The sequence below is a fragment of the Rhodococcus sp. PvR044 genome, assembly GCF_040548995.1.
GTDB lineage: Bacteria > Actinomycetota > Actinomycetes > Mycobacteriales > Mycobacteriaceae > Rhodococcus_G > Rhodococcus_G oryzae.
Genome location: NZ_JBEPSX010000001.1, coordinates 960,262 through 977,663 on the forward strand (window position 1 = coordinate 960,262; position 17,402 = coordinate 977,663).

At 69.6% G+C, this 17,402-nt stretch carries 16 protein-coding genes; 13 read left to right on the plus strand and 3 right to left on the minus strand.

The window, feature by feature from the left end:
* The first annotated feature begins 42 nt into the window (after nt 1-42).
* Nucleotides 43-498: an OsmC family protein gene (locus tag ABIC28_RS04325; RefSeq protein WP_269588238.1), complete on the plus strand. Its 456-nt coding sequence runs from the start codon at nt 43-45 to the stop codon at nt 496-498.
* A gap of 105 nt (nt 499-603) precedes the next feature.
* Here the strand turns inward: ABIC28_RS04325 and ABIC28_RS04330 are convergent, their stop codons facing one another.
* Nucleotides 604-900, minus strand: a complete 297-nt coding sequence (locus tag ABIC28_RS04330) for a hypothetical protein (protein WP_354577666.1) — start codon at nt 898-900, stop codon at nt 604-606.
* Nucleotides 901-940: 40 nt separating this feature from the next.
* Here ABIC28_RS04330 and ABIC28_RS04335 point away from each other — a divergent pair, with 40 nt between their 5' ends.
* The 6 genes from ABIC28_RS04335 to ABIC28_RS04360 all read left to right on the plus strand — a co-directional run bounded on the left by ABIC28_RS04335 (nt 941) and on the right by ABIC28_RS04360 (nt 5,245).
* Entirely contained in the window at nt 941-1,753 is an 813-nt protein-coding gene (locus tag ABIC28_RS04335; protein WP_354577668.1) for an SMP-30/gluconolactonase/LRE family protein, read from the plus strand.
* 10 nt (nt 1,754-1,763) lie between these two features.
* Complete coding sequence (locus ABIC28_RS04340) at nt 1,764-2,048, plus strand: acylphosphatase (protein WP_097212657.1); 285 nt, start codon at nt 1,764-1,766, stop codon at nt 2,046-2,048.
* Nucleotides 2,049-2,196: 148 nt separating this feature from the next.
* On the plus strand, nt 2,197-2,706 hold the full coding sequence (locus tag ABIC28_RS04345; RefSeq protein WP_097212791.1) for a hypothetical protein: 510 nt from the start codon (nt 2,197-2,199) through the stop codon (nt 2,704-2,706).
* Nucleotide 2,707: 1 nt separating this feature from the next.
* Nucleotides 2,708-3,874: a glutathionylspermidine synthase family protein gene (locus ABIC28_RS04350; protein WP_097212658.1), complete on the plus strand. Its 1,167-nt coding sequence runs from the start codon at nt 2,708-2,710 to the stop codon at nt 3,872-3,874.
* A gap of 41 nt (nt 3,875-3,915) precedes the next feature.
* Nucleotides 3,916-4,371 (plus strand): DUF350 domain-containing protein, encoded by a 456-nt coding sequence (locus ABIC28_RS04355; protein ID WP_097212659.1) that lies wholly within the window; start codon nt 3,916-3,918, stop codon nt 4,369-4,371.
* 37 nt (nt 4,372-4,408) lie between these two features.
* The gene (locus ABIC28_RS04360) at nt 4,409-5,245 is read left to right on the plus strand and encodes an SDR family NAD(P)-dependent oxidoreductase (RefSeq protein ID WP_354577671.1); all 837 of its coding nucleotides are present in this window, start codon (nt 4,409-4,411) and stop codon (nt 5,243-5,245) included.
* Between the two features lie 4 nt (nt 5,246-5,249).
* On the opposite strand, the gene ABIC28_RS04365 is transcribed toward ABIC28_RS04360, so the two are convergent.
* Nucleotides 5,250-6,800 carry an APC family permease gene (locus ABIC28_RS04365; protein WP_354577673.1) on the minus strand — a complete coding sequence of 517 codons (1,551 nt, stop codon included), beginning with the start codon at nt 6,798-6,800 and terminating at the stop codon, nt 5,250-5,252.
* Between the two features lie 78 nt (nt 6,801-6,878).
* Here ABIC28_RS04365 and ABIC28_RS04370 point away from each other — a divergent pair, with 78 nt between their 5' ends.
* From ABIC28_RS04370 to ftsY, 3 genes are all read left to right on the plus strand, one after another.
* Nucleotides 6,879-7,655, plus strand: a complete 777-nt coding sequence (locus ABIC28_RS04370; RefSeq protein WP_209925901.1) for a VOC family protein — start codon at nt 6,879-6,881, stop codon at nt 7,653-7,655.
* A 96-nt stretch (nt 7,656-7,751) separates the two neighbouring features.
* Entirely contained in the window at nt 7,752-11,369 is a 3,618-nt protein-coding gene (gene smc / locus ABIC28_RS04375) for a chromosome segregation protein SMC (RefSeq protein WP_354577676.1), read from the plus strand.
* A gap of 83 nt (nt 11,370-11,452) precedes the next feature.
* Nucleotides 11,453-12,880, plus strand: a complete 1,428-nt coding sequence (gene ftsY / locus ABIC28_RS04380) for a signal recognition particle-docking protein FtsY (protein WP_354577678.1) — start codon at nt 11,453-11,455, stop codon at nt 12,878-12,880.
* A 9-nt stretch (nt 12,881-12,889) separates the two neighbouring features.
* Here the strand turns inward: ftsY and ABIC28_RS04385 are convergent, their stop codons facing one another.
* Complete coding sequence (locus ABIC28_RS04385; protein ID WP_257017549.1) at nt 12,890-13,501, minus strand: TetR/AcrR family transcriptional regulator; 612 nt, start codon at nt 13,499-13,501, stop codon at nt 12,890-12,892.
* 98 nt (nt 13,502-13,599) lie between these two features.
* On the opposite strand from ABIC28_RS04385, the gene ABIC28_RS04390 reads away from it, so the two are divergent.
* From ABIC28_RS04390 to ABIC28_RS04400, 3 genes are all read left to right on the plus strand, one after another.
* Complete coding sequence (locus ABIC28_RS04390; RefSeq protein WP_269588231.1) at nt 13,600-14,745, plus strand: Rv3169 family protein; 1,146 nt, start codon at nt 13,600-13,602, stop codon at nt 14,743-14,745.
* A complete protein-coding gene (locus ABIC28_RS04395; RefSeq protein ID WP_097212665.1) occupies nt 14,738-15,769 on the plus strand; it encodes a phosphotransferase family protein in 1,032 nt (343 codons plus the stop codon). The genes ABIC28_RS04390 and ABIC28_RS04395 overlap by 8 nt, the downstream gene beginning before the upstream one ends.
* A 321-nt stretch (nt 15,770-16,090) precedes the next feature.
* Complete coding sequence (locus tag ABIC28_RS04400; protein ID WP_179800619.1) at nt 16,091-17,398, plus strand: ammonium transporter; 1,308 nt, start codon at nt 16,091-16,093, stop codon at nt 17,396-17,398.
* Nucleotides 17,399-17,402: the final 4 nt, after the last annotated feature.

Here is a 17,402-nt window from a genome sequence, read left to right on the forward strand (position 1 = left end):
GTCGCCTGCGGAGCCGACCGCGGCGGATGGCAGGATTCGGGTATGGCTGATCAGACTTCCGCTAGTACCCCCGCCCAGCCGGCCGCGTCCACCGAGTTGTGGGTCGAGCGCTCCGGGACGCGCCGCTACACGGGCCGCAGCTCGCGCGGCGCGGAGGTGCTGATCGGGTCGGAGAGCGTCGACGGCGTGTTCACCCCCGGTGAGCTGCTCAAGATCGCGCTGGCCGCCTGCACCGGTATGAGCTCGGACCTGCCGCTCTCGCGCAGGCTCGGGGACAACTACGACGCGACAGTCCGGGTGTCGGGCGCGGCGGACCGTGAGAACGAGGTGTACCCGCGGCTGGACGAGGTCCTCGAGGTCGATCTCAGTGAACTCGACGCCGAGGCACAGGAGCGTTTGCTCACCGTTGTGCTCAAATCCGTGGACAAGGTGTGCACGGTCGGACGTACCCTGAAAAATGGCACCGTGGTGAACCTGACGGTTGAAACTGATTCGTGATCAAATAGGCGCCATGTTGCTCTCTCGTGTTGCGATGGTCGGTGCCCTGGTGGCAACCGGCGCGATCGTGGGTGCCCCGATCGCCGTCGCCCAGCCCGCTCCCGTTCAGCCTGCTCCGACTCCCGCGGAGCCCGCGGCCACGACGACGCCCGCTGTCGCGCCGCCCTTCTCGCTGCCCGGACTGACTTCGCCGTTGCCCGGAGTTGCCGCGCCGACCACGACGGCCGCACCCGTCGCGCCGACCGCGACGGCCGCACCCGTCGCGCCGACCGCGACGGCCGCGCCTGCGGCCGCGACGGCCGCGCCTGCGGCCACCGCGGCGCCGACCGCGGCGCCGGTGACGTCTACGCCCGCGAGCTCGGCACCCGCGCCCGCCGCCGCGACCACGACGCCGTCCGTCACCGCTGCCGCGCAGTCGTGTACGCCGTGGACGGCGAGCGAGGTGGCCAGCGGATTCGGGATGCTGGAGAACCTGGCGTTCGACGGCCGCGGAAAGATGCTGCTGTCCGAGGGCACCCTGTTCGGCGACGGAGCCATCCGCACGCTGTCCCCCGGAGGCAAGACCGGCACACTGGTCTCGGACTTCACCGGGCCGGGCGGCATCGTCGTCAGCGGTGACACCATCCTGTTCACCACCGGGAACAACGCGATGGCCGGCCTGTCGAACAGCAAGAACGGCACCGTCGAGTCCCTCGACCTGGACACCGGCGAGCAGACCACCGTGGCCAAGGGGCTGACTATGCCGAACGGGCTGGCCAAGCTGGCGAACGGTGACCTGCTGGTCACCAGGAACCTCGGGTCCGACCAGGGTCTGACCCGAATTCCGGCAGCACAGCCGGGCACCCCGGCGTCGGTGCGTACCGACCTGGGCTCCGCCAACGGCCTCGCCGTGTCCGCGGACGGCGCAACTGTCTACGTCGGCAACACCTTTGACTCGAACACCGAGATCCGGGAGCTGAACGCGACCGATCTCAAGGGCGCGGTCCACACCATGAAGGTCGCGGGATCCGGTTCGTCGAACGCGGGCGACGACCTCACCGTCGGGGCCGACGGCAACATCTACATGGCGCTCAACGGCGCGGGCAAGGTGGTTCGGCTCGACCCCACCACCGGCTCCACCTGCGAGATCGGCTCCGATCTGCCGCTGACGAGCTCCGTCCGGTTCGGATCCGGCCCCGGCTGGGATCCGGCGGCGTTGTACACCACCAGCTTTGACGGCAGCGTGCACAAGCTCGTGCCGCCGAAGAGCAGCTGAGCGGGCTCCGATGCGCCCACCGGAACCGGTGCGCCTGACCGCCTGGGTACACGGGTCGGTTCAGGGCGTGGGGTTTCGGTGGTGGACGCGGTCGAGGGCGCTCGAACTCGGCCTCGTTGGACATGCCACCAACCGCCCGGACGGTCGGGTGCTGGTGATCGCCGAGGGGCCCCGGCCGCAGTGCGAGCTGCTGCTGGAGCTGCTCCGGTCCGGCTCGACGCCCGGCCGGGTCGATCTCGTGGTGGAGAGCTGGTCGGACGCCGCGGGAAACCTCACCGGTTTCGACGAACGCTAACCTCGGTGCGATGACGTCACAGGATGGGGAGGGACGAGTGGGACCGGATCAGGGCGGACCGGACGACAGGAACGGGGCAGGCGAGACCGGCGGTACGGACGGGTCCGGCGCAGGCGACGAGGCCGCGCAGGCTCCCGGCGGCGGCCGGATACGGCGTCAGGAACCCGGCAGCACCGTGCCCCGTCCGCCGACGGTCGGCGAGGCGCGCGCCAGGGACAAGGCCCGCAAGGACCGCGCCGAGCAGGAGCGGCTGGCCGCCGAGGCCGAGGCCAAGGCCGAGGAACGCCGACGCAAGCGGAAGAAGGGCCTGATCGGCGGCGTCGCGGTGGTCGGCGTGGTCGGACTGGTCGCGCTCGGATACACCGCGCTGTCCTCGGACGAGGTCCAGGCCACCTGCATCGACCCGAACACCGAGGTCGAGGTCGACGAGTCGTACTGCACGACCGGGACGCCCGGCACCGGCGGCATGGCGGGCATGTTCATCTTCGCGGGCTCGCCGTACCGCTACTACTACGGCGGCAGCGCGGGCGGCGTCGGCACGAAGGTGACCGGCGGCACCGTCGTCACACCCAAGGGCACCACCATCACCACCAAGTCCGGTACCACGATTCAACGCGGCGGGTTCGGCAGCAAGTCGACCGGCAGCGGCGGGAGCTGACGTGCGCAGAGTTCGATCCACCCCGCGTCCGGGGTGGCAGAAGATAGTCGAATCCCAGGGCCTGGTGTACGGCACCCCGGCTCGTCTCGGCGATGGCACCGCCCGCCCCTACTGGGACGAGTCGGTGCACTACGAGTTCGACATGGACGAGATCCTGGCGATCGAGGCGGATGTCGAACTGCTGCACTCGATGTGCCTCAACGCGGTCGAGCATGTGATCCTCACCGAACGGTTCGCGGACTTCGGTCTGCCGGAATGGACCTGGGGCCCGATCGCCGAGTCCTGGCGTCGCGGCGACCCGCACGTCTACGGTCGATTCGACCTCCGCTATGACGGTCGCCGTCCCGCGAAGCTGCTCGAGTACAACGCGGACACACCGACCACCCTGCTCGAAGCGTCCATCCTGCAATGGCATTGGCTCAAGGACACTCACCCCGACGACGACCAGTGGAACTCGCTGCACGAGGCGCTGGTCGAGCGGTGGGGAGCGATCCGCGACCGGCTGCCCGGCCACGAGGCGCATTTCTCCTGGTCGTCGGCGGATGCCAGCGGCGAGGACAACATCACCGTCGCGTACCTGCAGGAGACAGCGGCGGAGGCGGGCCTGAACACCGTTGCGCTCGCGATCGAGGAGATCGGCTACGACGAGGACCTGCACCGGTTCGTCGACCTCGAAGAGGCGCCGATCTCGACCCTGTTCAAGCTGTACCCCTGGGAGTGGGTGCTCGACGACGACTTCGGGAAGAAGGCGCTCGCGCTGCTCCCGGAGACGATGTGGGTCGAGCCGCTCTGGAAGACGTTGTTGAGCAACAAGGCGATCCTGGCGGTGCTGTGGGGCATGTATCCCGGGCACCCGAACCTGTTGCCCGCCTATCTCGACGACCCGCACGAGCTCACCGAGTACGTGCGCAAGCCCAGGCTCGGCCGGGAGGGCGCGAACATCTCGGTGGTGGGCGCGGGCATGGAGACGACCACCGGCGGCATCTACGGCGACGAGGGCTTCGTCTACCAATTGCTCGATCCGCTACCGGAATTCGACGGCATGCGCCCGGCTCTCGGCGCCTGGATCGTCGGCGACACGGCCGCCGGTCTCGGCATCCGCGAGACCTCCGGGCTGATCACCGATGACGGCGCGGCCTTCGTGCCGCACCGGATTCCGCAGCCGTGACCGCACCCTGGAACCCGATGCATACCGAAACGGAGCGATTGATGACGACTGAGGTGCTGGCCCTGAGTAGCGATTACTGGTCCGATCTGGGCAGGGGCGTCTCCGCGATCGCGCTGTACGCGATCGTCGGTCTGCTGCTGATGGTCCTCGGCTTCTACGCCATCGACTGGACCACGCCCGGCCACCTGCGAACGCTGGTGCGCGAGGGCAGGCCCAATGCCGCGATCGTGACGTCGGCGGGCATGGTGAGCATGGCGCTGATCATCGTGCTGGCGATCTACGCCTCCTCCGGCCGACTGGTCGAGGGCCTGATCTACACGCTCGTCTTCGGGCTGTTGGGGATTGTCGCGCAGGTGTTCTCGGTGCGATTCATCGAGCTCGTCACCGGCATCGACATCGGCGAGGTGTTGGCCGAGGAGCGCTTCACCCCCGAGGTGCTCGTCGTCGCGGCCGCGCATCTCGCGCTCGGTCTGATCGTCGCGGTCGCCATCCTGTAGCGTCCCCGCTCCCACGGGCCGGGAGTAGGTTGGCGGCATGAGTGAATTCCTCGGACGTGTCGCGGTCGTCACCGGCGCAGGCTCCGGCATGGGGCGAACCCTCGCACTCGGTCTGGCTCGCCGCGGGGCGCGACTGGCGGTGTCCGACGTCGACACGGAGGGGCTCGCCGCGACCGTCGGGCTGCTCGAGGAACTGGGTGCCGACGTGAGGTCGGACCGGCTCGACGTGTCCGAGCGCGAATCGGTTCTGCGCTATGCCGACGCCGTCGTCGAGCATTTCGGCGTCGTCAACCAGGTCTACAACAATGCGGGCATCGCCTTTTCCGGCTCCATCCTCGAGTCCGAGTTCAAGGACATCGAGCGCGTCCTCGACGTCGACTACTGGGGAGTCGTCAACGGCACCAAGGCATTCCTGCCGCACCTCATCGCGTCGGGCGACGGCCACGTGATCAACACGTCCAGCCTCTACGGCATCCTCGCCCTGCCCCGCCAGAGCGCCTACAACTCCGCGAAGTTCGCGGTGCGCGGGTTCACCGAGTCGTTGCGGCTGGAGATGCTCGCGGGTGGACACCCCGTGCGCGTCACGTGCGTGCACCCGGGCGGCGTCAAGACCAACGTCGCCAACAACGCAGGGCATGCGGGCCCGACGAAGGACCCGGCCGAGACCGCGCTCTACAACGAGAAGCTGCTGAGGATGAGCCCGGAGAAGGCGGCGGAGATCATCCTCGACGGCGTCGCGAAGAACCGAGCGCGCGTCCTCGTCGGCAACGATGCCCGCGGCCTGGACCTCATGGTGCGCATTCTCGGTTCGTGGTACCAGCGGCCCATGTTCGAGGTGCTCAAGCGGGTCATGCCGCCCACGAAGCGCACCTGACGCCTCAGACGACCGGCTCGCGGTCGCGGGCCTCGGGTTCGGGGAGTCGGCGTTCGATGATCTCGCCGTCGAAGAACCGGCGATCGCGGCCGCGCCACCACCACATCAGCGGCAGGCCAAGCAGCATCGACCCCACACCGAGGATGAACACACCGCCGATCTGCCAGTGCGGGGTGAAGGGCAGCGTCCAACTGGTCTCGCCGTAGTCCGAGGCGAACGAGGTCACCGCCGTCCATGCGGCCGAGAACAGCAGCATCGCGCCGCCGAGGAGCGGGAGGATGCCTCGCATCCACAGCTCGCGCGGACCGTCGCGCAGGGTGTCCCGGTACAGCCACGCACAGGACACACCGGTGATGCCGTAGTAGAAGCCGACGGCGATCCCGATCGCGGAGACCGAGTCGAAGATCAGGTTGCCCGCGGACACGAAGTTGAACGCGATGTAGAGGCCGGCGGACACCGCGCCCATCGCGAGGGTGGACACCGTCGGTGTCAGGAACCGGGGGTGCACCTTCGCGAAGCTGTCCGGCAGCGCCTTGAAGACGCCCATCGACAGGGTGGTGCGGGCCGTCGGCAGGATGGTGGTCTGCGTCGACGCGATCGCCGACGTCAGGATCATCAGCAGCAGGACGTGCACCAGGATCTGCCCGAGCATGCTCTCGCCGAACACCGCGGTCCCGAGCGCGGCGAAGATGTCGTCCACGTGTTCGGGGTTGGCCAGCCCGGTTCCCTCCTCGCCGATCCCGGCGAAGGACTGCGCCGCGACGGTGACGAGCACGTACAGGGCGACCAGCACGATCGTGGAGATCACCGCCGAGCGGCCCGGCGTGCGCCGCTTGTCGACGGTCTCCTCGTTGACCGAGACCACCGAGTCCCAGCCCCAGTAGATGAACACCATCAGCAGGATCGCGTTGACGAACGTCGAGAAGGATCCGATCTCGAACGGGTTGAACCAGCTCCACTGCGGGGTCAGGGCCGCGGCACCCGCATTGCCCAGCCACACGCGGATCAGGGCGACCACCGCGAACAGCACCAGCGCGACGAACTCGATCGTCAGCAGCACCGACTGGAAGCGTGCCGAGATGTCGATGCCGCGAAAGCACAGGTAGGTCATGGCGACCATGAACGCCACCCCGAGCAGCAGCACCCAGACGCTGGTGGCGTCGCGGCCGATCCCCTCCGCGCCGAACAGCAGGAAGGTGTACTGGCCCGCGACCTGGGCCATGCTCGCCATCACCAGCACGTCCGCGACGACGATCGCCCAGCCGGCCATCCACCCCCAGGACGGGCCGAACGCGCGGGTGGCCCAGACGAAGGTGGTGCCGCAATCCGGGTCGGCGCGGTTGAGCTCCTTGTAGCCGAACGCGGCGAACAGGATCGGGACGAACGCGAGCAACGCGACCACCGGGGCCTGCAGCCCGACAGCCGCGACGACGAGGCCGAGGGTGGCGGCGATGCTGTAGGCGGGGCCGGCGGAGGCCACCCCGATCACCACGCTGGAGGTCAGGCTCAGGGCCCCCGCCCTGAGCCCCTTGGAACTGGTCACATCATCGATCACTCGGGGGAGAGTAATGCAGGGTCCGTGTCGGCGCCGAAGGCTAGCGTCGACGGCGTACCCGACAGTTGAGGAGTAGCGATGAGCGCCGTCACGACGAACCAACCGCTTGGCACCCCCACCTGGATCGACCTGGGCATCCCCGACCTGGATCGGGCGATGTCGTTCTACGGGCAGGTCTTCGGCTGGGAATTCGACATCGGCCCCGAAGAGGCCGGGCGGTACACGATGTGTCTGTTGCGGGGGAAGAAGGTCGCCGCGCTGATGCCGAACCCCGACGAGAACGCGACCGAGTTCTGGTGGAACGTCTACCTGGCCACCGACGACCTGGATGTCACCGTCGCGCGATCCAGGGACGCGGGCGGTGTCGTGCTGGTCGATCCGATGGACGTGATGGGGCAGGGTCGGATGGCGATCGTGCGAGACCCCTCGGGCGGACAGTTCGGGCTGTGGCAGGGGCAGGCACACGTCGGCTGCGAGTTGGTGAACGAGCCGAACACGCTGCTGCGCAACGATCTGGTGACGCCGGACCCCGGCCCGGCGCGCGACTTCTACGCCGCGGTGTTCGACTTCACGCTGGACGGGAACGAGGACCTGCCGGGCATGGACTTCACGTTTCTGCGCAGGCCGGACGGGCACGAGATCGGCGGCATCATGGGCGACCCGGCGGCACCCGCATCGGCCTGGGGCACGCTGTTCCAGGTCACCGATGCCGACGTGGCCGTGGCCGCCGCGCGAGCGGCGGGAGGCGCCGCGGACGACCCGACCGACATGCCCTACGGGCGGACCGGGGAGATCACCGACCCGTTCGGCGCCAGGTTCACCGTTGGTTCCCCGGCCCAGGGCGCATCGGGGTAGGGCCTCACCCCTGCCGCGGGCGAAGGCCCAGGTCTTCGCCCCGGCACGGCGTTCAATGGCCGATTCGGTCGGTGCGGTGCAGTAACGTCATTCGCCATGCATCTCAAGAGTCTGACGCTGAAGGGGTTCAAGTCCTTCGCGTCCGCGACGACTCTGCGGTTCGAACCGGGCATCACCTGCGTGGTGGGACCGAACGGGTCCGGCAAGTCGAACATTCTCGACGCCCTCACCTGGGTGATGGGCGAGCAGGGCGCGAAGGCGCTGCGCGGCGGCAAGATGGAAGACGTCATCTTCGCCGGCACCTCCGGCCGGCCCCCGCTCGGCCGCGCCGAGGTGACGCTCACCATCGACAACTCCGACGGCGCGCTGCCGATCGAGTACTCCGAGGTCTCGATCACCCGGCGGATGTTCCGCGACGGCGCGGGCGAGTACGAGATCAACGGCACCTCGTGCCGGTTGATGGACGTCCAGGAGCTGCTCAGCGACTCCGGTATCGGCCGGGAGATGCACGTCATCGTCGGTCAGGGCCGCCTGGCCGCCATCCTGGAGTCCCGCCCGGAGGACCGCCGCGCGTTCATCGAGGAGGCCGCGGGCGTCCTCAAGCACCGCAAGCGCAAGGAAAAGGCCGTCCGCAAGCTGGACTCCATGCAGGCCAACCTCGCCCGCCTGACCGACCTCACGACCGAACTGCGTCGTCAGCTCAAGCCGCTGAGCAGGCAGGCCGAGGTCGCGCGCCGCGCGCAGACCGTGCAGGCCGACCTGCGCGACGCCCGGCTTCGGTTGGTGGCCGACGACCTGGTCACCCGGCGGGCCGAGCTGGCATCGCAGTCCCAGGACGAGGCGATGGCCCGAGCCCAGCAGGAGCACGTCCAGACCGAGCTCGAGGCGGCGTCCGCGGAGCTCGGCGCCCACGAGCAGGCCCTGGCCAGGCTGACCCCGAGCGCCGAGGCAGCCGGGCAGACGTGGTTTCAGCTCTCCGCGCTGGCCGAGCGGGTCAACGCCACGATCAGGATCGCCGCCGAACGTGCCCGCCACCTCGACAGCGCACCCACCTCGAGCCGCGGGCAGGACCCCGACCAGCTCGAGGCGCAGGCCGAACGCGTCGCGGCGGAGGAGGCGGAGCTGGTGGCCGCGGTCGAGATGGCCAGGGCCACCCTCGATGCCGCGAAGGACACGCTGACCGAGTACGAGGAGGCCTCCGCCGCCGCCGAGCGGGCGCACATGGCCGCCGTCCGGGCCATCGCGGACCGTCGCGAGGGCCTGGCCCGGCTCTCCGGTCAGGTGGACACCCTCCGCAGCCGCGCGGACTCCGTCGACGCCGAGGTGGCGCGGCTGACGCTGGCGATCGAGGACGCGCGCGCCCGCGGCGATGCGGCGCAGGCGGAATTCGAAGGCGTGCAGGCGCAGATCGGCGATCTCGACGAGGGCGAACTCGGGCTCGACACCCAGAACGAACGCGCCGTCGCCGCGCTTGAAGCCGCCACCGCCCGGGTCACCGAACTGCAGGACGCCGAGCGCGCCGCGGGCCAGGAGGTCGCGTCGCTGCGGGCCAGGATCGAGGCGCTGTCGATCGGACTGCAGCAGAAGGACGGCGCCGCCTGGCTGATCGAACATCGCTCCGGTGAGGGATTGATCGGCCCGCTCGCCGGGATGCTCCGCATCCGGCATGGCTACGAGGTCGCGATCGCCGCCGCGCTCGGGCCCGCCGCCGACGCCATCGCGGCACAGACGGTGGCCGCCGCTCGGTCGGCCGTCGCCGCACTGAAGGAGGCCGACGGCGGCAGGGCCGCACTGGTGGTCGGGGACGGCACCCAGGCGTCGCCGCGGGACGACGCCGCGCTGCCCGGATCCGCGCAGCGCGCCCTCGACCTGGTCGAACACCCCGACAACCTGCGCGGGGCGCTGAGCGCGCTGCTCGGCGAGGTGGCCGTCGTGGACACCCTGGAGGAGGCCGCGGACCTCGTCGCCGGACGACCCGGCCTGCGGGCGGTCACCAGGGACGGTGACCTCCTCGGATCCGGCTGGATGACCGGCGGCTCCGATCGGCGACCCTCCACCCTCGAGGTGCAGTCGGCCATCGACGCGTCGACGGCGGGCCTCGCGGACGCCGAGCGCCGCGCGGACGAGCTCTCCGCCGCGTTGTCGGGGGCCACCACCGAACGCGAGCACCGCGCCGAGTCCGCCGAGCAGACCCTGGCCGCGCTCAACGAGTCCGACGCCGCCCTGTCCGCGATCTACGAGCAGCTCGGCAGGCTCGGCCAGGTGGCCCGCGCCGCGCATGCCGAGTCCGAGCGGCTGGCGGGCCAACGCACCGCGGCGGAGACGGGCCGCGAGGACGCGGTCGCGTCGCTGCGAGAGCTGGAGGAGCGCCTCGCGCTGGCCCAGCAGGAGCAGTCGCTGGACAGCGATCCGGCGGCCGGGGACCCCAGCAGTGGCGAGCGCGAGGCCGCGGCCGCGGCGCTGGCCGAGGTGCGGTCCGTGGAGATGGAAGCGCGCCTGACACTGCGGACAGCCGAGGAACGGGCGGAATCCGTTCGCGGCAAGGCGGATTCGCTTCGGCGCGCGGCGCAGGTGGAACGCGAGGCCAGGGCCCGCGCCGAACGGGCCATGGCCGCGCGGCAGAACGCGGCCGCGGTCGCCGCCGCCGTCGCGGAGTCCGGCAGGCGGGTGGCGGCTCACCTGGAGGAGGTGGTCGCGGCCGCCGTGGCACACCGCGATGAGTTGACCCGGCAACGCACCGAACGCACACAGCAACTGGAGACGGTCAAGGAGCGGGTGCGGCAGTACACCGGCCAGCTGACCGCGCTCACCGACGCCGTGCACCGCGACGAGGTCGCCAGGGCGCAGGCCGCGCTGCGCATCGAGCAGCTCGAGCAGACCATCTCCGAGCAGCACGGCATCGGCCTCGACGACCTCGTCGCGGAGTACGGGCCCGACGTGCCGCTGCCGCCGTCCGCCCTGGAGATGGCCGAATACGAGCAGGCCCGCGAGCGGGGCGAACAGGTGGTGGCGCCCGCGCCGATGCCCTACGACCGGGACACCCAGGAGCGGCGGGCCAAGCGGGCCGAGAGGGACCTCGCGACCCTGGGCAAGGTCAATCCGCTTGCGCTGGAGGAGTTCGCGGCCCTCGAGGAGCGCTACAACTTCCTGTCCACCCAGCTCGAGGACGTCAAGACCGCGCGCAAGGACCTGCTCGGGGTGGTCGCCGACGTCGACACCCGGATCCTGCAGGTGTTCACCGAGGCATGGGAGGACGTCGAGCGCGAGTTCGTCGGGGTCTTCGCGAAACTGTTCCCCGGCGGCGAGGGCAGGCTGGTGCTGACCGACCCGTCCGACATGCTCACCACCGGCATCGAGGTCGAGGCGCGTCCGCCCGGCAAGAAGGTCAAGCGCCTCTCGCTGCTCTCTGGTGGCGAGAAGTCGCTGACCGCGGTGGCGATGCTGGTGGCGATCTTCCGCGCCCGTCCGTCCCCCTTCTATGTGATGGACGAGGTGGAGGCCGCCCTCGACGACACCAACCTCCGGCGCCTGATCGGCCTGTTCGAGCAGCTGCGCGAGAAGTCGCAGCTGATCGTCATCACGCACCAGAAGCCGACCATGGAGGTGGCCGACGCGCTGTACGGCGTCAGCATGCGCGGCGACGGCATCACGCAGGTCATCTCGCAGCGCATGCGGGGGCAGAACCTGGCCGTTCCCCAGCCGGTCGCGGAGTGATGCGCGGGGCGTCGATCGCTCGCTGACCGGGTGATCTCCCGTCGCCTCTCTGCGCCGGATCGGTGCCTGAAAGGATGGGGGGCGTGACTACCGGAGCTTGGATCGCAATCGCGGCCGTCGTGGCCGTCCTTCTCGTCGCGCTCGTCGTGGGCTGGGCGCTGTACCGGAGGCGGCGGGTCAGCCTGCAGCCCACCCAGCCGGCGCCCGGTGAACTGGGGGAGACGAAGGACCGTTCGGGCGGGTACAAGCCCGCGAGCGGGATCAGCTTCAGCCAGGGTGCGACGGCCACCGCGCCACCCGTGTCCCGGCCGACCCCGCCGCAGGCGCCGCCGGTGACGCCGCCGGTCGAGGAACCGGTCACGGAGGTGCCGCCCGTCGAGACTGCGCCCGTCGAGCCCGCGCCGCCCGTCGAGGCTGCGCCGGTCGAGCCCCCGCCGGCCCCCGTCGAGGAAGCCCCCGTCGAGGAGGCTCCGGAGGTCGCTCCCGCTCCGCCGGCCCCCGCCGCGCCCGCCCCGGTCGAGCCGGCCCCCGTCGAGGAGGCGCCTGCGGCCGCTCCGGCCCCTGCCGTTCCCGCCCCGGTGGAGGAGATCGAACCGACCGCGGGACGGCTCGACCGGCTGCGCGGCCGGCTCTCGCGCTCGCAGTCCGCGGTCGGCAAGAGCCTGCTGGGTCTGCTCGGCGGCGGCGACCTGGACGAGGACTCGTGGGAGGAGATCGAGGACACTCTGCTGATCGCGGACCTCGGTAGCGCCACCACCGAGCAGATCATGACCCGACTGCGCTCCGAGCTGGCGGCGGGCAGCGTCAAGTCCGAGGCCGACGCCCGAGCCCTGCTGCGCACCGTCCTGATCGAGGCCCTGCACCCCGAGTTCGACCGCTCTATCAAGGCGCTGCCCCACGATTCGACCCCCGGCGTCCTGCTGGTCGTCGGAGTCAACGGCACCGGCAAGACCACGAGCACCGGCAAGCTGGCGCGTGTGCTCGTCGCGGACGGTCGCCGGGTGTTGCTCGGCGCCGCCGACACCTTCCGCGCGGCCGCCGCCGACCAGCTGCAGACCTGGGCCGAGCGGGTGGGCGCCGAGGTGGTGCGTGGTCCCGAGGGCGGTGACCCCGCCGCGATCGCGTTCGACTCGGTGACCAAGGGCATCGAGACCGGTGTGGACGTGGTGATCGTCGACACCGCAGGCCGGCTGCACACCAAGACCGGGCTGATGGACGAGCTCGGCAAGGTCAAGCGCGTGGTGGAGAAGCGCGCCGTCGTCGACGAGGTGCTGTTGGTGCTCGACGCCACCGTCGGCCAGAACGGCCTGATGCAGGCCCGGGTGTTCGCGGAGGTCGTTGACATCACCGGAGTGGTGCTGACCAAGCTCGACGGCACGGCGAAGGGCGGCATCGTCTTCCAGGTGCAGCACGAGCTGGGGGTGCCGGTGAAGCTCGTCGGGCTGGGGGAGGGCGCGGACGACCTCGCGCCGTTCGAGCCGGGCGCCTTCGTGGACGCGCTGCTGGGCTGACCCGAGGGGTCAGACCCCGGACTCGGCGAGCACCGTCAACGCGTCCGCGGTCCGGGCGCAGAACGACTCCGCGTCGATCAGCCCGACCGTGAGCCCGCGCATGGTCGTGGCCGACATCAGCAGGTCGAAGACCGCGTTCGCGGTGACCTGCGTGGCCTCGGCCGTGCGCTCCGGCGCGGCCGAGGCGAGCAGCTCGGTCATCGCCTCCCTGGCGGGCAGCTCGGCGCGGCCGACGAGCCGTTCGTAGACGCCCTCGTGGTGGTGATAGGCCGAGAGCAGGCCGGGGATCGCCGACCGGGTCGCTGGTTCCGCGATCCGGTCGAGGAACATCCTGGTCCACGCGAGCAGGTCGGCGTGCAGGTCGCCGGTCGCGGTGGGCAGGTCCACGTCCTGCATGCCGAAGATCGCGTCCTCGACGATCGATTCCCTGGTCGCCCAGCGTCGGTAGATGGCGGCGGTGCCAACCTTTGCGCGCCGGGAGATCGCCGAGATGGTGGTCTTCTGGTAGCCCGTTTCCGTCAGCAGCTCGCGGGTGGCCTGGAGGATCGACCTGTCGACCTCGGGGTCGCGGGGCCTGCCCGCGCCCGGTTGCTGAACCTGCCGATCCCTCTGTTCGCTCACATCGGCGGACAGTACCGGAGAGATTTCGCCGAAATCATTACGATGCGACATGCTCCGTATTATATTTCGGGAATCATCCGATTCACGAAGGGCTCGCCATGATCACCCCGCACGACGAACTGCTCATCCACCAGCTCCCGACCACGCTCGACCACGTCTCGCAGAGCGACCTGCGCTGGACCGAGCGCATCGTGATGTACGGCTTCGACAAGTCCGGCGAGATCAGCATCATGACCGGCATGGCGAAGTACCCGAACCGCAACGTTCTCGACGCCTACGCCATGGTCACCCGCAAGGGCGAGCAGGCCCGCGTCGTCCGCCTGTCCACCGAGCTGAACCCCCAGACCGGGGCACTGAACGCGTTCAGCGTCGGCCCGTACACGTACGAGATCGTCGAGCCGCTGCGCAAGGTGCGCTCCACCGTCGAGTCCAACGAGCACGGCCTGAGCCTGCAGCTCGACTTCAGCGGCGACTTCCCGGTCTACGAGCAGACCGCGGCCTTCCACCGCAGCCGCGGCCGGGTCCGCGAGGATGCGCGCCGGTTCTACCAGAACGGCACCATCACCGGCTGGATCGAGATCGACGGCGAGCGCATCGAGATCGACCCCGAGAACTGGTGGTTCGGCCGGGATCACTCGTGGGGCGTGCGCCACGGCGGCGGCGGCGGCAGCCTGCCCGAGGGCGGGAACATGCAGCCCTCCGAGGTGCCTGCCGGCGTCCTCTATTACATGGGCATCTTCCAGTTCGACGACGAGGTGGTGCACTTCGCACAGCGCGAGACCCACACGGGGGAGCGTTGGCAGTTCGAGGGCGAGGTGCTCTTCCCGATCGACTCCGGCAAGGAGCCGCTGCCGATCATCGACGTCGAGCACGACCTGGACTTCCGCGACGACCTCCGCGTCGTCAAGTCCGGCACGTTCACCGTGCACCGCTCGGATCGCACGACCGACGTCATCGAGGTCAAGCCGGTGTGCGACTTCTGGCCGGGTCTGGCCGGGTACGACGAATACAACGGCTACGCGTCGGGCATGTACCGCGGCAAGGACTTCAGCGACAGCTTCGACGTCGACATCACCGACGTCGACGAGATCCGCAAGGTGAGCATGCTCAGCGAGACGCTCGTCGAGGTCCGGATGGGTGACAAGGTCGGACACGGCCTTGTGGAGATGGTGTTCATGGGAGTGAACCCGCGCTACGGCTACACCGACTGGAGCGCCAACCGAGCCGGCAAGAACAATGGCTGAGCGGGTCGCGCAGGAGGAGCTGGCGGCCGCCCTCGAACCGATTGTCCAGCAGCGTATTCCGGGCGCACAGAACGCGAAAATCGTCGACTGGAAGCGCACCGAACGCGGGTTCTCCACCGAGACCTACCTGTTCGACCTCGAGGGCGCCGAGCACGAATCGGCCGGGTACGTCTTCCGACGGCCGCCCGAGATCTCGCTGTTCCCGGATTACGACCTGCGGCGCCAGTACCTGGTCTCGGAGCGGCTCGCGCCGACCGATCTCCCGGTCCCCAGCGTCCGGTGGATCGACGCGGACGACAACCCGCTCGGCACGCCGTACTACGTGATGGACCGCATCGGCAATGCCGAGGCGCCCAGCGACTTCCCGTCGTACCACACTGCAGGCAATTACTTCGAGGCCGACGAGCAGGGTCGGGCGAAGATGTGGTGGGAGTGCATCGAGACGATGGCGCAGGTGCATCTGCTCGATCCCGAGGAGCTTCGGCTCGGGTTCCTGGCGATGCCGAAGTTCGGGGACAAGCCGGTCGAGCAGATCGTGAACTACCTCGACTGGGCCGTGCGCTGGGCGGCGCCGGAACTGCCCCCGGTGATGGAGAGGGCCCTTGCCTGGCTCAAGGCCAACCTCTACGAGCCGGAGCACGTGACGCTGGTCTGGGGTGATGCCCGCATGTCGAACATCCTGTACACGCCGGAGCTGTCGGTCGCGGGTGTACTCGACTGGGAGATGGCGTACCTGGGTGACCATGAGGCCGACCTGGCCTGGGTGCTGTTCCTGGACTGGGCGTGCAGCGAGAACGAGGGGCATCCGACCCTGCCCGGCACCCCGACGCGGGAGGAGACCGTCGCCCGCTACGAAGAGTTGACCGGCTGGAAGGTACAGAACCTGCTGTTCAACGAGGTGCTCGGCGCGGTGCTGCTCTCGGTGCCGCTGCTGCGCCTGTCCACCCACCTGAACCTCGGTGACAACGTCAGCATCAGCGGGTTCTGCATGGCCCGACTCGAGCAGCTGCTCGCCGGGGAGTGAGGGGGGGTCACGGGGGCGCCCTCTCGGCGCCCCCGTGACCGTCGGAGGACGCCTAACGAATGAGTAACGAAGCGGCCCGGGCTCGCCCGGCTCGGCCTCCGCACAGGGAGATTCACTTGGGCGACAGGTTCGTGAAACGCAGAAGCAACACATTCCCCCGATGCGTTCACTCGAGCGAAACACGACAGCGCCACAGCTGAAACACCGGATCAGCAGTCTTCACACCAAGTCGAAAGCCGCAAGGAGCGGGACGACAGAAGGAGGAGGCTCAACGTGGAATTTCCCACAATCGGGGCGCCGGACACCGGAGACACCGCGTGGATGCTGATGAGCGCCGCGCTCGTGTTGCTGATGACGCCGGGGCTCGCATTCTTCTACGGCGGCATGGTCCGGGCCAAGAGCGTTCTGAACATGATCATGATGAGCATCGGCGCGATGGGCGTCGTGGGCATCCTCTGGGTCCTGTACGGCTACTCGGTGGCCTTCGGCGAGGACAAGGGCGGCCTCTTCGGTGACCCCTTCCAGTACTTCGGCCTGAAGGGCATCTTCGGCGGCGCCTACCTGGCCGACGCCGACACCGGCGCAGGCGTGGCCATCCCGCTGGTCGGCACCATCCCGGCAACCGTGTTCGTCGCCTTCCAGGCGATGTTCGCGATCATCACCGTCGCCCTGATCTCGGGCGCGGTCGCCGACCGACTCCGGTTCGGCCCCTGGCTCCTGTTCGCGGGCCTGTGGGCCACCATCGTGTACTTCCCGGTGGCGCACTGGGTCTTCGCCTTCGACGGCGTGACCGCGGAGAAGGGCGGCTGGATCGCCAACCAGCTCAAGGCAATCGACTTCGCGGGTGGTACCGCGGTCCACATCAACGCCGGCATCGCCGGCCTGGTCCTCGCCATCGTCCTCGGCAAGCGTCGGGGATGGCCGGGAACGCCCTTCCGTCCGCACAACCTGCCGTTCGTGATGCTCGGCGCGGCGCTGCTGTGGTTCGGCTGGTTCGGCTTCAACGCGGGATCCGCGGTGGGCTCCAACGGGATCGCCGGTGCCACCTTCCTCACCACGGTGATCGCCACCTGCGCCGCAATGCTGTCCTGGCTGCTGGTCGAGCGGATCCGTGACGGGCACGCCACCACCCTCGGCGCCGCCTCCGGCATCGTCGCAGGTCTGGTCGCCATCACCCCCGCCTGCTCTTCGGTGAACGTGCTCGGCGCGCTGGCCGTCGGCGTGGCCGCGGGCGTCCTCTGCGCCCTCGCGGTCGGCCTGAAGTACCGCTTCGGCTACGACGATTCGCTCGACGTCGTCGGTGTCCACCTCGTCGGTGGTCTGGTCGGCACCCTGCTGATCGGCTTCGTCGCGACGGAGGAGGCGCCCGCGGGCGTCAAGGGACTGTTCTATGGTGGGGGCTTCGACCAGCTGTGGCGTCAGGCTGTCGGTGCGGGTGCGGTTCTGCTGTACTCGCTCGTCGCCACGACGATCGTCGCGCTCATCGTCAAGTACACGATCGGCCTCCGGGCCAGCGATGAGGCCGAGTCGCTCGGCGTGGACGAAGCAGAACACGCTGAGAACGCATACGATTTCGCCGCGCTCGGCGGAAGCTCGGTACCGGGGCGCTCGACCGTCAGGGAGGCATGAGAAA

Excerpts from the sequence above, each read along its gene's own strand:
- ABIC28_RS04325 (WP_269588238.1), top strand. The coding sequence starts at position 43 with ATGGCTGATCAGACTTCCGCTAGTACCCCCGCCCAGCCGGCCGCGTCC.
- ABIC28_RS04340 (WP_097212657.1), top strand. The coding sequence starts at position 1,764 with ATGCGCCCACCGGAACCGGTGCGCCTGACCGCCTGGGTACACGGGTCG.
- ABIC28_RS04355 (WP_097212659.1), top strand. The coding sequence starts at position 3,916 with ATGACGACTGAGGTGCTGGCCCTGAGTAGCGATTACTGGTCCGATCTG.
- ABIC28_RS04360 (WP_354577671.1), top strand. The coding sequence starts at position 4,409 with ATGAGTGAATTCCTCGGACGTGTCGCGGTCGTCACCGGCGCAGGCTCC.
- ABIC28_RS04370 (WP_209925901.1), top strand. The coding sequence starts at position 6,879 with ATGAGCGCCGTCACGACGAACCAACCGCTTGGCACCCCCACCTGGATC.
- smc (WP_354577676.1), top strand. The coding sequence starts at position 7,752 with ATGCATCTCAAGAGTCTGACGCTGAAGGGGTTCAAGTCCTTCGCGTCC.
- ABIC28_RS04390 (WP_269588231.1), top strand. The coding sequence starts at position 13,600 with ATGATCACCCCGCACGACGAACTGCTCATCCACCAGCTCCCGACCACG.
- ABIC28_RS04395 (WP_097212665.1), top strand. The coding sequence starts at position 14,738 with ATGGCTGAGCGGGTCGCGCAGGAGGAGCTGGCGGCCGCCCTCGAACCG.
- ABIC28_RS04400 (WP_179800619.1), top strand. The coding sequence starts at position 16,091 with ATGCTGATGAGCGCCGCGCTCGTGTTGCTGATGACGCCGGGGCTCGCA.